Genomic DNA, 14,045 nt, shown 5'->3' with positions numbered 1-14,045 from the left:
CCAAGCCGGAGAGCAGGTAGATGCGTATCGACAATTCAGGAAAGGGAGCTGGCTCACGGCCCTTCCCGCAGGCCGGCAAGACCAGGGCCGAGCGTCAGGAGGATGCCTTCATGGAACTGCATGGCGGACGCGGAGCGCAGCTGATCTACCGGATTGTCTGCCTGATCGATGCGGCCGCCGGTTGGGTCATCTTGCTCGTGCGTGGCAGCAGCGGCGCAAGCCGTGTTACTGAAGCTGAGCATGACGGTCCGGTCATGAAAGATCGCGGCAAAAAGAAACCTTGCAGGCTGGCTTCCGCGACCACGCCCCTTAAAAAGCATCCTTGAGATGCACAGGCCACTTCCACGGGCTGACCACGATGATGTCATGCCGCCAGGACAGGCTTGCGGAAGCCGGCTGCCGACCGATGAACAACTCGCCCGCAGCCTGAATCCGCCGTTGCGCGGAATAGCTCACAGCATCCACTCCCGAGGCCAGATCCCGCCGCGCCTTGACCTCGATGAAGGCGATGAGATCACGCTTGCGCGCCACGATGTCGATTTCCCCCAGCGGCGTGCGGTAGCGCAGGGCGACGATGCGGTAACCCTTGAGCATCAGTGCCATCGCCGCAAACCATTCCGCGCGGCGGCCCTTGCGCTCGGAGCGCCGTTTCCTGTCGAGCCTGTCGCCCGCGCTCACGCCTCGCCTTCCGGTGAAATGGCTTTCAGGGCGAGCAATCGGGCATAGAGATCCTTGCGGTTGAGGCCGGTGAGCCTGGCCGCTTCCGTCGCAGCCTTGCCGGCGGGCAGATCGGCTGCAAGCTTGGCCAGTAGGAGGTCGACATCGCCCTCCGAAGGAGCCGGCGTCGAGCCGGGGCCGATCACCAGCACGATCTCGCCGCGCACGCTCTCGTCCTCGTAACGTGCGGCAAGCTCGCCCAGCGGGCCCCGGCGAATTTCCTCGTAAGCCTTGGTCAGTTCGCGGCAGACCGCTGCCGGGCGATCTGCGCCCAGAACCGCGGCGGCTGACTTCAGGCAGGCGGCGATGCGGTTCGGGCTTTCGAAGAACATCAACGTCGCCTCGGTTGCGGCAAACGATGCCAGACGATCGCGCCGCGCCTTGTCTTTCGACGGCAGGAAGCCCGCGAACAGGAAGGTGTCGCTGGGCAGGCCCGAAGCGACAAGGGCTGCCATCGGCGCCGAGGCTCCGGGAACCGGGATCACCGGGATATCGGCCTCGATCGCGGTCTGCGAGAGCCGGTAGCCGGGATCCGAGACAAGCGGCGTTCCGGCATCGGAGATCAGCGCCACGCTTTTCCCGGCTTCGAGCGCTTCCATCAGCTTCGGCCCGGCGCGCTCGGCATTGTGCTCGTGATAGGCGTGGGGACGGGTGGCGATGCCGAAGCGGTCGAGCAGCACCCGGCTGACGCGTGTATCCTCGCAGGCAATGATGTCGGCGCCCGAAAGCGTCTCCAGCCCGCGGATGGTCATGTCGCCGAGATTGCCGATCGGGGTGGAAACCAGATAGAGCCCCGGCTCGAGCGGCCGTGCGGCGATCTCGTGCGCACCGATGCGAAACGACCGTGCCCGCCGGTCGGCTTGCAGTGTGCCCTTGTTGCCGGCGTCAGTCGAAGCTGTTGATTTTCCGCGCGTCATCTGTGCTCCGCAACCCGGCCTGGTCTGTCACCCCGGCGGGCCATGTTTCAATCTCAAGGGCGGGTGTAGCAGAGTTTTTGGACCGGGTGTGAGAGGTTGTCGCCCGGAATTTCGGCGGCTACCGAAGTCTCTTGAGGTTTGCTGGACATCGCTCCTGACAGGTTTCGGCTCCTGATCCACCTACAAGCAGGCGCCAGACAGGGAGCCCCCATGCGCGCATCGTTGAGAGAAAAAGCCATTGCCGTCTGCGAGGCCAGGATCGCACAAAGAGGTGAGGGCGTCGGCCTGTCGTTCTATGCGTTCTTCGCCAACAGGAATGACGATCCGGAACTTCTGATGGAGGCGGCGACCTGGTGGATCAGCATCCACCGGCTCGATCACTTTGAAAAGGCGGCAAGGATCCGGCGCATGCTGCTTGATCAGCTGTGAGGCCGGTGGGAAAAGGTCTCAGTTGAACTGGCTGATCAGTCCGGCTGCAGACAGGAGTGCGAGCAGCATCAGGCAGGCGGTCTTGTAGATTGGCTCATAGGCCGGCCGGAACAGCAGGATTCCAGCCCACACCCCGAGCAGCGCCACCGGAGCCATCAATGCGCCGCGCCAGATTGCCTGTATGGTCATCAGGTCGTATGCGATGAGCCAGATCAGCGAGGTGAACATGCTGATCGCCAGGAACATGACCAGCGACGCGCGCATCTGTCTGGGCGGTGCTTCGCTGGCCAGCACGTAGAGAGCGATCACCATGCCACCGACAGATGCAAGCCCGGTTGCGATCCCGGCGGCAAGACCGCTGGCATACAGACCCTTTGTGGTGCTCAGGAAAGCAGGCCTCAGGCGGAAGAACTGCGCTGCCGTCAAGGCCAGGATCAGGCACAGCGCCAGTTTTCTCGAAAGCTCGATGTCCATGCTTGTGGTGGCCAGCAGCCCAATCGGAATACCGATGGCCGAACAGATCACCAGCCCGCGGACAATTCTCATGTCGGCATGCGCCATCCCGCCCCGGAACATCGCCAGGCTCGCCGCCCCCTCAAGCAGGTAGCAGACCGGTATCAATTCAACCGGTGGAATCCGGGTCGCAGCAGACGCCATCACGATGGCCGACAATCCGAAGCCGGCGAAGCCGCGGATGAGACCCGCCAGGAACACTGCCGCCAGAACAATAGCCAGATCGGCCCCGGCAAGCCCGGTATACTGCGTCAACATGGTGAGCATATGAACAGCGGCCTCCTCGTCTGCGCGACCGGAGCTGGCAGTCTGCCGCCGGTTTTCCTTGGCTTGTCTGTCTTTCCGGTCCTGGCGCCGCGGCATCAACCCCGCAAGTCCGGGATACTCAAATTTAATATACTTTATGTATTTCCATCGTGAGCGTTTCTTTCCGGCAATCCACGACGGCACTCAAAAGTGATGAAAACTGCAGTTTCTAGGTTGCGACGTCTGTTGGTGGTGCCTGCCGACAATGCAGATCTGCTAAAGGCCCAGTTTGAGGTTTTTTCCAAACAGGTGCCGTTGATGTATGCGATCGTGCTGATCAATGCATGGGCGCTTGCCATCACCTTTGCGCAACGGGCGCCCGATTGGCTGACGATCTGGATTCCGGCCTTCATTTCAGTGGTGTGCTGTGTCCGAGTCGCGAGCTGGTGGCGTTCCGTCTCCGCCGTGCCCGATGCCAAAACCGCGCACAAGGCGCTGACCCGAACCAATCAGTTCAGCTTCATCCTCACCGCTGCTCTCGTTGCATGGTCGTTGTCGCTCTATCCCTATGGCGATGCCTACATGCGCGGCAATATCGCCTTCTTTGTCGGCATCACCGGCCTGGGTGTGATCATCTGTCTGCAGCAATTGCCCTCGGCGGCGTTCATTGTCGCGGCCGTGATCAACATTTCGTTCGTGACCTATTTCAGCCTTGCCGGGATCGCCTCCTTCTTGGGCATGGCTGTGAACCTGGTGCTGGTGTCAGTCGCCCTGCTGCTGGTCGTCACGGTGCAGTACCGGCATTTCTCCGCAGCGGTGACAGCCCGAGCCAAGCTGGAAACTGCAAACCACGAAAATGAACGGCTTGCCAACCTGGACAGCCTGACCGGACTGTCCAACCGCCGCCAGTTCTTCGCACGGCTTGAACAGGATTTCTCAACAGCCAAAGGCCGGCGGCTGGCTGTCGGTCTCATCGATCTCGATGGCTTCAAGCCCGTCAATGACCTTTATGGTCATACCGCCGGTGACAGCCTGCTTTACGAGGTTGGCCAGCGGCTGCTGGCGTTTGTCGGCGACAGGGGGCATGTCGCAAGGCTCGGTGGTGACGAGTTTGCCTTCATTGTCGACGATTGTCCCGACAACGAGGCCCTGATCGGCCTTGGAGAGGAGATCTGCGCAGCGCTGCGGACCCCGTTCGTGCTGAGCGACTCGACGGTCCAGATCTCCGGATCGATTGGTTTTTCCGTCTATCCCGAACTCGCCGAAGACGTGCACCAGCTTTATGAGCGGGCCGATTACGCACTCTACAAGGGCAAGGAATCAAACCGCGGTCATGCGCTTCTGTTCAGCAAGGAACATGTTGCCGCCATCGAGCAGAACCAGCAACTGGAACAATTGCTCAGCAAGGCGGATCTTGATGCGGAGCTGACCGTCTTCTTCCAGCCCATCGTCAATATCCAGAGCGGCAAGACCGTTTCGTTCGAAGCCCTGGCGCGCTGGAACAGTCCGGTGCTCGGCAACGTCTCGCCTGCCGTGTTCATCCCTGTTGCAGAGCGCATCGGGCTGATCAGCGAACTGACCTGCACATTGCTCAGAAAGGCCCTTGCCACGGCCACCACCTGGCCCGAAGAGGTGGGCCTGTCCTTCAACCTGTCCACGCACGACATCAGTTCATCCGACGATGTGGCGACCATTGTCGGCATCATCCTGTCAAGCGGCATGGATCCCAGGCGGCTTGATCTGGAGATCACCGAAACGGCGATGATGTATGATTTTGCCCAGGCCAAGGCCGCCATCGAGATCTTCAAGATCCTCGGCTGCGGGATGGCGCTGGACGATTTCGGCACCGGCTATTCAAGCCTCAGCCAGTTGCACGCGCTGCCGCTGACCAAGATCAAGATCGACCGCAGTTTCGTCTCCGGCCTTCACAAGAACCCGGCAAGCTACAAGATCGTCAAGTCCCTGCTCGCGCTCAGCTCCGACATGGATCTGGACTGTGTCATCGAAGGCGTCGAGACCAGCGAGGAGCTCGAGGCGCTCAAGAAGCTCGGCGGGGTTCTGGTGCAGGGTTACTATTACTCTGCGCCCGTCGCCGGGAGCGAGATCGCGAGATTTCTTCCCCGCTCCGAAATGGATCGCAAGGCGGGCTGAACCTCCTGTCGCGGCGGGGCAGGCGCCTGGCGGTCACGGTTCTTGCCGCTCAGGCGGTGCGGGCTTCCTCGCTCGGCTTCAGGCGCTGGATCTTCTTGACCACTTCCGGGATCAGCAAGGCGGGGGCCGGCCGGGAATAGTAATAGCCCTGTATGGCATCGCAGCCCATGTCACGGATCACGCTGACCTCTTCGAGCGTTTCGGCACCTTCGACGACGATGTCGAAACCCAGGCCACGGCCGAGTTCGAGGATCCCGCGCATCACCTTCTGCTTGCGCACATCCGTGTCGATGTCGGAGACGAAGCTCCGGTCGACCTTCAGCTGGTCGAACGGAAGCCGGTTGAGATATCCCAACGAGGAGTAGCCCGATCCGAAATCATCAAGTGACAGCAGCACACCGAGCTGGCGCAATGCCGCCAGAACCTTCTCGATGCGTTGTTTGCTCTGGTCGACAAACACCCCCTCGGTGATCTCGATGCAGATCTCGTTGCCTGCCAGATCATGGCGTTTGAGCGCGTCCTTGACCACCTCGATGAAATTCGGCTGCCACAACTGGATCGGCGAAACGTTTATCGAGATGTGACGGAACCCGAAACCGGCCGCGCGCCATTTCGCAGCCTGTTCGCAGGCCAATTCGAGAATCAGGGTTCCCAGGTCGACGATCTGGCCGCTGGCCTCGGCGATCGGAATGAACATGCCCGGCGAAATCGGTCCTTCCGCCGGATGGGTCCAGCGTGCCAGCGCCTCGACACCGGCGAGTTGGTGGGTCGCCGGGTTGACCTGCGGCTGGAAGTGAACCTCGATCTCGCGATCGGCGATCGCCAGTCTCAGCATCCGTTCTATCCGCATGTGGTTCTGGAAATCGTCAAGCATCTCGGATGAGAAGAACACCGCCCGGTCGCCCTTTGCCTTGGCCTTGCGCAGGGCGAGGCCGGCGTTGCGGTGGGCCTCATCGGCATCGCTGGCGTCGTGTTGCAGTAGAACGATCCCGATCGACCCGGTCAGGCGGATTTCGCCGGCGTTGAGTTGCAGCGGCTCATGGATCTCGGTCAGCAGTTTTTCCGCCAGTGTTTCCACCTCCTCGGCCGGGCGGCCATCACCGATCAGCACGGCAAAATGGTCCGCGGCCAGGCGGGCAATCCGGGCGCTGTCTCCGGCCGTGTCTTTGATGCGGGCAGCGATGAGCTTGATCACCCGGTCGCCGACGCTCTGGCCATATCCGTCGTTGACCTGCTTGAACTTGTCGAGGTCGATATGCAGCAGGGTCCACTTGCGCTGCCCCGAGAGACTTTCGCTCAGCGCCTGGTCGAGGTCGTTGAGATGTCTGCTGCGGTTGGCAAGGCCCGTCAACGGATCGGTATAGGCGAGGTGGGCAAGTTTTCCCTGCAGGGCGACCACCCTTTCGAGCCCCTGCGCCAGCGCGCCGATCTCGTCGTTCCGCTCCCTGTAGGGCACCGCGCCCGCCGGGGCGCCGGCAGCCAGGTCCTCGGCATACCGCGACAGCGCCCTGAGCGGCTTGAGCTCGGCACCCAGGCTGGCGGCACCGAAGGCGGCGACCAGGACGAGAATGAGGCCGGTTGCAATAATGATCTGCCGCCGCAGCTCGTTTCTTGCCGCGACCAGATCGTCCACCCAGCCGACATCGACGGCCAGTGCGCCGGCGACACTGCCGGTGGCCGTCTGGATCGGCGTCAGATAGGCCAGCCGCATCCGCCCCATCACCGGAACCTCGCCAAGATGCGGCCGGTTGTTGATCAGATTGTCATAGGCGGGGTGCATGATCCCGATCGACATCGGCGGCGGCATCGATCCGTCCGGTCTGCGGAAAGTCGTGGCAAACCGGTCAAACGCCTGGGACTCGGGATTGAGTCTGAACAGGTTGGCGGCACCCTGGTTGATGGCCCCGATCTCCTTGAGAAGCGCGTCATGGGCGTCACGGAAGGTTAGGGCTCCCGTCGGATCCTCCCCTTTCAGCCGCAGGGCCAGCGGAGTACCGGCCTCGTCGCGGATCACTGTGAACTCGGAGGCGAGACGCTCCGCAAACAGTGCCGTGGCTGCCCGCGCGGCGCGGTCGATGCGGATCTCGGAATTCGCTGCGGTCACCTGGTAGAGCTTGAAATAGCCCAGCGTTGCCGTGATGAGAATTGAAACAGAAACGATCAGGACCAGGAGAGTAGTCACCCTGCCGGTTATTCCTTTGAGGAACGTGAGTAATTTGGACATGTTCTGCTGTCCTGACAAAATATAGATGTAATCGACAGGAGTTTAATGTGCAAAACTTGCGCGAAAATGAAGAGGAAAGAGTCAATGTTTCCTGGTTTTGAAGCCGCTTGATTGGCCCGTTTCGAAACGCATGTTCAGTATCAACACAGTTTTCACACTGCGCAACGGGGAAGGGGTGACCGGATCGGCGCGCCATGCGGTCAGGCAAGATCGGCAGGCGCACAGCGGTGCCCGGCAAGAGCGGATTGTTCAGTGGCGTGTCGAAACCTCAACAAGCATCCTGACACTCAGAACGCGAGATCGGCCACCACCGCGTCGAGCACCAGCATGCCCGCTTGCGTGCAGCGGATCCGGTCCCCACCCATCTTCTCGATCATGCCGTGATGGATCAGGAAATCGGTGCGGTCGGGATCGAGGCCTCGCCCGGCCAATGCGCCCCAGCGTTTCAGGTTGATGCCTTCGCGCAGCCGCAATCCCATCAGCAGCAATTCGTCGGCCTGCTCCTGTGCCGTCAGTTCGGTGGTTTCGGTCATACCATGACCGTTTTCTGCAACAAGCTTCAGCCAGGTCTCTGGAGTGCGCTCGGTCGCCGTGGCAATCTTGCCGGTCTTGGTCGACAGCCGTCCATGCGCGCCGGGGCCGATGCCGGCATAGTCGCCATAGCGCCAGTATGTCAGATTGTGCCGGCTCTCGGCACCAGGCCGGGCATGGTTCGACACCTCGTAGGCGGGCAGCCCGTGCCGCTCGCACACCTGATGGGTGAGTTCGTAAAGCTCGGCGGACAGGTCGCCATCGGGGACGATCAGCTTGCCGGCCTTGTGCAATCCGTAAAACGGTGTGCCTTCCTCGATCGTCAGCTGGTAGAGCGACAGGTGGTCGGCGGCCAGCGAAATGGCCTCTTCCAGTTCCGCTGCCCAGGCCTCCGCGGTTTGATCCGGCCGCGCATAGATCAGGTCGAACGACATCCGCGGGAAGATCTCGCGTGCCAGCCCGATGGCTTTCAGCGCCTCGGCCCGGTCATGCAGCCGCCCCAGCCGCTTGAGATCGGGGTCGTTGAGGGCCTGCACGCCCATCGACACCCGATTGACCCCCGCCTGCCGGTAGCCGCGAAACCGTCCTGCCTCGACACTCGACGGGTTGGCCTCCAGCGTGATCTCGATCCCCTCCGGTACCACCCAGGCATCGCGCACCGCATCGAGAATGGCGCCGACCGTGTCGGGCGACATAAGCGACGGGGTTCCCCCACCGAAGAACATGCTGGTGACGACCCGTGGGCCGGAGATCGCCCGCATCGAAGCGATTTCCTGCTTGAAAGCCGTGACATAGGCCTGCTGGTCGATGCCGGCATGCCGGACATGGCTGTTGAAATCGCAATAGGGGCATTTCGCGGCGCAGAACGGCCAGTGCAGGTAGACGCCGAACCCGGGCTTGCCTGTGTCCGGCGCAATGCTGTCGGCTGCATGGATGGCGTCCGCGACGGTACCGTTGCGGGTGCCGGATCCGGATACCGGTTGATCCGTTGGGCGGGACGGCGTGCTCACGTTGCGGCTACACCGAGACGTTGTTCGGCAAACAGCTTGAAGGCGCGCGCGCGGTGCGACAGCGCGGTCGCCTGGCCGGGAGTCCAGCCATGCTTTTCTTCAGCCGGCATCTCGCCGAATGTGCGCTCGTGGCCATCCGGACGAAACACCGGGTCGTAACCGAAGCCCAGCGATCCGCGGGGCGGCCAGACCAGAACGCCGTCGGCCTCGCCGCGGTAGAAGCTGACCTCGCCCTCGGGCGTTGCCAGGCACAGCACGCTGACAAAGCGGCCGGTACGTTGCACGTCGCTCTCCGCGCCGCGTGCCTTGAGCGCATCCTCGACCTTCTGCATGGCCACGTTGAAGTCGCGGCTTCCGTCTTCAAGCGTCGCCCAGTCGGCAGTGTACACTCCGGGTGCGCCATCGAGCGCGTCGACCACCAGGCCTGAATCATCCGACAATGCGATCAGCCCCGAGGCCTTCGCGGCGGCAAGCGCCTTGGTTGCCGCATTGGCCTCGAACGTGTCGCCGGTTTCCTCGGGTTCCGGCAGCCCGAGTTCTGCCGCCGAGGTGACCTCGACGCCGAGCGGTCCGCACAGGTCGCGGATTTCCGAGATCTTGCCGGCATTGTGGCTGGCGACCAGCAGTTTGGTGAGGGGCGCGTCCGTCATCGGTGTTACAGCGGTCCTGCGACCGTTTCCTTCTGCATGGCAACCAGGTCGGCAATGCCGTTCTTGGCCAGTTCCAGAAGTTCGAGCAACTGCTCCTGGGTGAACGGCTCGGCTTCGGCCGTGCCCTGGATCTCGACGATGCCGCCCGAGCCGGTCATGACGAAGTTGGCGTCCGTTTCCGCCGCGGAATCCTCGAGATAGTCGAGATCGATCACCGGCTGCGAGGCAAAGATGCCGCAGGAGACGGCGGCGACATTGTCCTTGAGCACGCGCTCGGTGCGAACCATGGCCCGCGCTTCCATCCATTTCAGGCAGTCGTGCAGCGCGATCCATGCGCCTGTGATGGCGGCCGTGCGGGTGCCGCCATCGGCCTGGATGACGTCGCAATCGACCGTGATCTGGCGTTCGCCGAGTTCTTCGAGATTGACGACGGCGCGCAGCGAGCGGCCGATCAGGCGCTGGATTTCAAGCGTCCGGCCGCCCTGCTTGCCCGAGGAGGCTTCGCGGCGCATGCGGTCGCCGGTCGAGCGCGGCAGCATGCCGTATTCGGCGGTGACCCAGCCCTTGCCTCCATTGCGCAGCCATGGCGGAACCCGTTCTTCAAGACTGGCGGTGCAAAGCACATGGGTGTCGCCGAACTTGACCAGGCAAGAGCCCTCGGCGTGCTTGGAAACGTTGCGTTCGAAGCTGACCGCCCGCATCTTGTCTGTGTTCCGGCCCGATGGGCGCATGATATCTCTCCTGATTTCAATGTTGCCGCCTTCTATCGGCGCGCGCCGCCCGATGCAAAGAAAAAGCGCTCCACCCCGACGATTGCGCCGAGGCTGATGCCAATGCCGCCAGGTGCGGGTTGCCTCTTCCGTGTTGAGGCGCAAATACCTATATTCCCGCTAGGCAGCGCCGCAGGCGGCCTGTAGGAAACTGCACATGACCATGACCAAGACATGACCATGAACACCCCATCCATCCCGGCAGACCTTGTCGGGGCGCTTGACGAACGTTCGCGCGAAATTTTCCGCGCACTGGTGGAAAGCTACATGGAATCCGGCGATCCGCTCGGCTCCCGCAGTCTTTCGCGCATGTTGCCGATGTCGCTGTCACCGGCATCCATCCGCAACGTGATGAGTGATCTTGAGGATCTCGGCCTGATCTACGCACCCCATGTCAGTGCCGGCAGGCTGCCGACCCAGAAGGGCCTGCGCTTCTTTGTCGACGCCTTCATGCAGGTCGGCGATCTGCAGCCGGAGATGCGCCAGACAATTGAGCGTCAGGTCCATTCCGAAGACACCAGCCGTCCGGTCGAGACACTGCTGACAGAGGCCAGCCAGATGCTGTCGGGCATGACCCGCGGGGCAGGCCTCGTCATCGCCGCCAAGCAGGATTCCACCATCCGCCATATCGAGTTCATCAGGCTCGACCCGAAGCGGGCGCTGGTGGTGCTGGTCGGTGGCAACGACCAGGTCGAGAACCGTGTGATGGAATTGCCGGATGGCGTTACCGCCGGACAATTGACCGAGGCGGCTAATTTTCTCAATGCCCATCTGGCCGGAAGGACGATGAGCGAGGTCCGCCAGGAACTGGAACGGATCACCGACGAGGTCCGCTCCGAGCTCGATGTGCTCTCGCGCGATCTGGTCGAGCGCGGCCTGGCGGTCTGGGCCGGAAGCCGCGAGGGCGCCAGCACCGCGCGGCTCATCGTGCGTGGCCGCGGCAATCTTCTGGAAGGCCTTTCGGCTGGCGAGGAGCTCGATCGTCTCAAGCTGCTGTTTGACGAACTTGAGCGCAAGGAAAGCCTGATCGAGCTGATGACGCTGGCTGAGGAAGGCTCCGGTGTGCGGATCTTTATCGGCTCCGAGAACAAGTTGTTTTCGCTCTCGGGCTCATCGCTGATCGTGGCGCCCTGGCGCGACGGCGAGGACAAGGTCGTGGGCGCCGTCGGCATCATCGGCCCGACCCGGCTCAACTACGCCCGTATTGTCCCGATGGTCGATTACACCGCGCAGCTGGTCTCGCGCCTGGTTCGCAAATAGCGCGGCGGCCGGGCTGGCACATGGCTGCCGCAGGGCGGCTTGGCAAGGTTCCGCAGATTGCGGTTTTGGCTTGCCCTGCAGGCCGGCACAAGCACGCCGCCGCGTTGCAGGGCCTTGATTTTTGCGGCCCGAACGTCGATATGCGTGGCATATCTCCGGGTCACCCGTGCAATCGGTGATCCTCAGACATTCATCACAACAGTCAGGACATGCACAACATGAGCGATGAAAGCCAGGGCCGCGAACACGATAAGCCGCAGGCCGACGCCGCACCCGAGGTTGAACAGGCCGCCAATCCTGGCCAGGAACAGGAGCTGGACCCGATGCAGGTGCTGATGGCCGAGATTGCCGATCTCAAGGACCAGCGCTTGCGCATGGCCGCCGAGATGGAAAATCTGCGCCGCCGCACCGCGCGCGAGATCAAGGACGCCAAGAGCTACGCCATTTCCGGCTTCGCCCGTGACATGCTGCAGGTCTCCGACAATCTTCAGCGCGCCCTCGCGGCGGTTCCGGAACAGTCCGAGGCTGCGTCCGACAACGGCCTGAAGACCCTCGTCGAGGGTGTCGAACTGACCGAACGCGCGATGCTGTCGACGCTGGAGCGTCACGGTGTGCGCAAGCTCGAGCCGATGGGCCAGAAGTTCGACCCGAACTTCCACCAGGCCATGTACGAGGTCCCCAACACCGATGTGCCCAACAACACCGTCCTCGACGTGGTTCAGCCTGGTTACGTGATCGGCGACCGGATGCTGCGTCCGGCCATGGTCGGCGTTTCCAAGGGTGGCCCCAAGGAAACCGCGCAGCCTGAAGCCGCGCAATCAGACTCCGATGGCCCGGATCCGGCCTCCGGCTACGACGTCTGAGGCCTGCCCCGGCGGGGAGAGGAACCACCCATGACCCCGCTTGATGCACTCGATTATGCCGGTGTCGCGGTCTTTGCCGCCACCGGCGCGCTGGCCGCCTCGCGCAAACAGCTCGACATGATCGGCTTTGTCTTTCTTGCCGCCGTGACCGGCATTGGCGGCGGCACCTTTCGCGACATCGTGCTTGGCGCTACGCCGGTGTTCTGGGTTGGCAAGCCCGCCTACCTGGTCGTCTGCGTCTTTGTCGCGGTGATTGTCTATTTCACCGCGCACCTGGTGGAATCGCGCTATCGCCTCTTGCTCTGGCTCGACGCCATCGGTCTCTCCGCCTACGCGGTGATGGGCGCAGCCAAGGGCCTGGCGCTCAGCGGCTCGCCGATCGTCGCCCTTGTAACAGGAATGATGACGGCGACACTGGGCGGCATCCTGCGGGATCTTCTCTCCGGCGAGCCTTCGGTGCTGATGCGTCCCGAAATCTATGTCTCGGCTGCTCTGGTCGGGGCCGGCGGTTATGTCGCCGCCAGCCTGCTCGGTGCGCCGCTGATCCTGGCGTCGGCCATCGGTGTCACCGCCGCCTTTGCCGTCCGCGGCGGCGCCATTCGCTATGGCTGGGCGTTTTCGCCCTACCGCTCACGGGCAGGCCGCCCGCCCGAAGACGTGATGTGAGCCAATCAGCCTTGCCTGCAGTCAGGTGAAGCCGGCGTCGCGCGCGGCGTCCTTGAGCGACAGTTGCGGCCGTGGGCCGATCTGCTGGATCACCAGGCCGGCGGCCAGGCTGCCGAGCTTGCCGCAGACATCGAGCGGCTTGCCATGGGCGTAGCCGTGCAGGAAACCCGCCGCATAGAGATCGCCCGCGCCGGTGGTATCGACCACCTCGTCAATGTCGATCGCGTCGATGTCGTAGCGTTCATCACCCCGGACGATGACCGAACCATGCTCGGAACGGGTGATCGCCGCGAGCTTGCAATCCTTGCGCAGCTGCGACACCGCATGTTCGAAATTGTCGGTCTGGTAGAGCGACTTGGCTTCGTCCGCATTGGCGAAGATGATGTCGATGGTGCCCGAGCGCATCAGCTCGAGAAACTCGTTTCGGTAGCGGTCGACACAGAACGGGTCCGACAGCGTCATCGACATTTCCCGGCCGTGCTTGTGGCCGATGTCGGCGCAGAGCCGGATGGCATCCTTGGCCCGTGGCGGATCCCACAGGTAGCCTTCGAAATAGGTGACCTTGCTGCCGGCCACCACATCCGCTTCGACGTCTTCGGGGCCGAGCTCGACACAGGCGCCGAGATAGGTGTTCATCGAACGCTCGCCATCCGGTGTTACGAAGATCATCGAGCGCGCTGTCGGCGGTGTTGCCGGCAGCGGTCGGGTCTCGAAATGAACCCCTTGCGCCCGGATGTCGTGGTTGAAGATCTTGCCGAGCTGATCATCGGCCACCTTGCCGAAATAGGCCGACCGGCTGCCGAAACTGGCGATGCCGGCAGCGGTGTTGCCGGCGCTGCCGCCCGAGGCCTCGATCGCCGGTCCCATGCGCGAGTAGAGCAATTCAGCCCGTTCGGCGTCGATGAGGTTCATCGCTCCCTTGATGATGGCATTGTCAACGAGAAAGGCCTCGTCGCAGCGGGCGATGATATCGACAATCGCATTGCCGATGCACAGGACGTCGAACTGGCTCATTCCGTTTCCTCGTTACCGAACTGCGATCGTGCTGCGCAGCCGGTCCTCTCTTATCGGTTTTTGGTCGGGATGGAACCCCGCCAA

General features: G+C 62.7%; 14 protein-coding genes. 6 read left to right on the top strand and 8 right to left on the bottom strand.

Translation table 11 applies throughout. The features are described 5' to 3' along the window. The first annotated feature begins 20 nt into the window (after positions 1–20). Positions 21–326 carry a hypothetical protein gene (locus SPHINGO391_RS21165; protein ID WP_152010696.1) on the top strand — a complete coding sequence of 102 codons (306 nt, stop codon included), beginning with the start codon at positions 21–23 and terminating at the stop codon, positions 324–326. On the opposite strand, the gene SPHINGO391_RS21160 is transcribed toward SPHINGO391_RS21165, so the two are convergent. Continuing rightward, on the bottom strand, positions 310–678 hold the full coding sequence (locus SPHINGO391_RS21160) for a YraN family protein (RefSeq protein ID WP_152010695.1): 369 nt from the start codon (positions 676–678) through the stop codon (positions 310–312). The two genes, SPHINGO391_RS21165 and SPHINGO391_RS21160, sit on opposite strands and share 17 nt — an antisense overlap. After that, positions 675–1,634 (bottom strand): 16S rRNA (cytidine(1402)-2'-O)-methyltransferase, encoded by a 960-nt coding sequence (gene rsmI / locus SPHINGO391_RS21155; protein ID WP_152010694.1) that lies wholly within the window; start codon positions 1,632–1,634, stop codon positions 675–677. The genes SPHINGO391_RS21160 and rsmI overlap by 4 nt, the downstream gene beginning before the upstream one ends. A gap of 210 nt (positions 1,635–1,844) precedes the next feature. On the opposite strand from rsmI, the gene SPHINGO391_RS21150 reads away from it, so the two are divergent. Continuing rightward, complete coding sequence (locus SPHINGO391_RS21150) at positions 1,845–2,063, top strand: DUF6500 family protein (RefSeq protein WP_152010693.1); 219 nt, start codon at positions 1,845–1,847, stop codon at positions 2,061–2,063. An 18-nt stretch (positions 2,064–2,081) separates the two neighbouring features. On the opposite strand, the gene SPHINGO391_RS21145 is transcribed toward SPHINGO391_RS21150, so the two are convergent. Continuing rightward, entirely contained in the window at positions 2,082–2,843 is a 762-nt protein-coding gene (locus tag SPHINGO391_RS21145) for a sulfite exporter TauE/SafE family protein (RefSeq protein WP_244615302.1), read from the bottom strand. Between the two features lie 297 nt (positions 2,844–3,140). On the opposite strand from SPHINGO391_RS21145, the gene SPHINGO391_RS21140 reads away from it, so the two are divergent. After that, positions 3,141–4,973: an EAL domain-containing protein gene (locus SPHINGO391_RS21140; protein WP_244615301.1), complete on the top strand. Its 1,833-nt coding sequence runs from the start codon at positions 3,141–3,143 to the stop codon at positions 4,971–4,973. A 49-nt stretch (positions 4,974–5,022) separates the two neighbouring features. On the opposite strand, the gene SPHINGO391_RS21135 is transcribed toward SPHINGO391_RS21140, so the two are convergent. The 4 genes from SPHINGO391_RS21135 to rph all read right to left on the bottom strand — a co-directional run bounded on the left by SPHINGO391_RS21135 (position 5,023) and on the right by rph (position 10,119). Beyond that, the gene (locus tag SPHINGO391_RS21135; RefSeq protein WP_152010690.1) at positions 5,023–7,197 is read right to left on the bottom strand and encodes an EAL domain-containing protein; all 2,175 of its coding nucleotides are present in this window, start codon (positions 7,195–7,197) and stop codon (positions 5,023–5,025) included. 287 nt (positions 7,198–7,484) lie between these two features. Continuing rightward, positions 7,485–8,663 (bottom strand): radical SAM family heme chaperone HemW, encoded by a 1,179-nt coding sequence (hemW, locus tag SPHINGO391_RS21130; RefSeq protein ID WP_152011674.1) that lies wholly within the window; start codon positions 8,661–8,663, stop codon positions 7,485–7,487. Positions 8,664–8,734: 71 nt separating this feature from the next. Further along, entirely contained in the window at positions 8,735–9,388 is a 654-nt protein-coding gene (locus tag SPHINGO391_RS21125; RefSeq protein ID WP_152010689.1) for a non-canonical purine NTP pyrophosphatase, read from the bottom strand. A 5-nt stretch (positions 9,389–9,393) separates the two neighbouring features. Next, positions 9,394–10,119, bottom strand: coding sequence for a ribonuclease PH (gene rph, locus SPHINGO391_RS21120; protein WP_152010688.1), 726 nt, complete (start codon positions 10,117–10,119; stop codon positions 9,394–9,396). 213 nt (positions 10,120–10,332) lie between these two features. Between rph and hrcA the strand changes: the two genes are divergently transcribed. The 3 genes from hrcA to SPHINGO391_RS21105 all read left to right on the top strand — a co-directional run bounded on the left by hrcA (position 10,333) and on the right by SPHINGO391_RS21105 (position 12,947). Then, positions 10,333–11,418: a heat-inducible transcriptional repressor HrcA gene (gene hrcA / locus SPHINGO391_RS21115; protein WP_152010687.1), complete on the top strand. Its 1,086-nt coding sequence runs from the start codon at positions 10,333–10,335 to the stop codon at positions 11,416–11,418. 209 nt (positions 11,419–11,627) lie between these two features. Beyond that, the gene (gene grpE / locus SPHINGO391_RS21110) at positions 11,628–12,281 is read left to right on the top strand and encodes a nucleotide exchange factor GrpE (protein ID WP_152010686.1); all 654 of its coding nucleotides are present in this window, start codon (positions 11,628–11,630) and stop codon (positions 12,279–12,281) included. Between the two features lie 30 nt (positions 12,282–12,311). Next, positions 12,312–12,947 carry a trimeric intracellular cation channel family protein gene (locus SPHINGO391_RS21105; RefSeq protein WP_152010685.1) on the top strand — a complete coding sequence of 212 codons (636 nt, stop codon included), beginning with the start codon at positions 12,312–12,314 and terminating at the stop codon, positions 12,945–12,947. A gap of 21 nt (positions 12,948–12,968) precedes the next feature. On the opposite strand, the gene SPHINGO391_RS21100 is transcribed toward SPHINGO391_RS21105, so the two are convergent. Then, the gene (locus SPHINGO391_RS21100; protein WP_152010684.1) at positions 12,969–13,961 is read right to left on the bottom strand and encodes an adenosine kinase; all 993 of its coding nucleotides are present in this window, start codon (positions 13,959–13,961) and stop codon (positions 12,969–12,971) included. Positions 13,962–14,045: the final 84 nt, after the last annotated feature.

This window comes from Hoeflea sp. EC-HK425 (genome assembly GCF_902498795.1).
Classification (GTDB): domain Bacteria; phylum Pseudomonadota; class Alphaproteobacteria; order Rhizobiales; family Rhizobiaceae; genus Hoeflea; species Hoeflea alexandrii.
Note: the sequence above shows the minus strand (reverse complement) of the source record. Positions and strands in the feature narration are given on the sequence as shown.

Bases quoted from the DNA above. Each gene is read 5' to 3' on its own strand.
- SPHINGO391_RS21165 (WP_152010696.1), top strand. From the start codon at position 21: ATGCGTATCGACAATTCAGGAAAGGGAGCTGGCTCACGGCCCTTCCCG.
- rsmI (WP_152010694.1), bottom strand. From the start codon at position 1,634: ATGACGCGCGGAAAATCAACAGCTTCGACTGACGCCGGCAACAAGGGC.
- SPHINGO391_RS21150 (WP_152010693.1), top strand. From the start codon at position 1,845: ATGCGCGCATCGTTGAGAGAAAAAGCCATTGCCGTCTGCGAGGCCAGG.
- SPHINGO391_RS21145 (WP_244615302.1), bottom strand. From the start codon at position 2,843: ATGCTCACCATGTTGACGCAGTATACCGGGCTTGCCGGGGCCGATCTG.
- SPHINGO391_RS21140 (WP_244615301.1), top strand. From the start codon at position 3,141: ATGTATGCGATCGTGCTGATCAATGCATGGGCGCTTGCCATCACCTTT.
- SPHINGO391_RS21135 (WP_152010690.1), bottom strand. From the start codon at position 7,197: ATGTCCAAATTACTCACGTTCCTCAAAGGAATAACCGGCAGGGTGACT.
- SPHINGO391_RS21125 (WP_152010689.1), bottom strand. From the start codon at position 9,388: ATGACGGACGCGCCCCTCACCAAACTGCTGGTCGCCAGCCACAATGCC.
- rph (WP_152010688.1), bottom strand. From the start codon at position 10,119: ATGCGCCCATCGGGCCGGAACACAGACAAGATGCGGGCGGTCAGCTTC.
- hrcA (WP_152010687.1), top strand. From the start codon at position 10,333: ATGACCATGAACACCCCATCCATCCCGGCAGACCTTGTCGGGGCGCTT.
- grpE (WP_152010686.1), top strand. From the start codon at position 11,628: ATGCACAACATGAGCGATGAAAGCCAGGGCCGCGAACACGATAAGCCG.
- SPHINGO391_RS21105 (WP_152010685.1), top strand. From the start codon at position 12,312: ATGACCCCGCTTGATGCACTCGATTATGCCGGTGTCGCGGTCTTTGCC.
- SPHINGO391_RS21100 (WP_152010684.1), bottom strand. From the start codon at position 13,961: ATGAGCCAGTTCGACGTCCTGTGCATCGGCAATGCGATTGTCGATATC.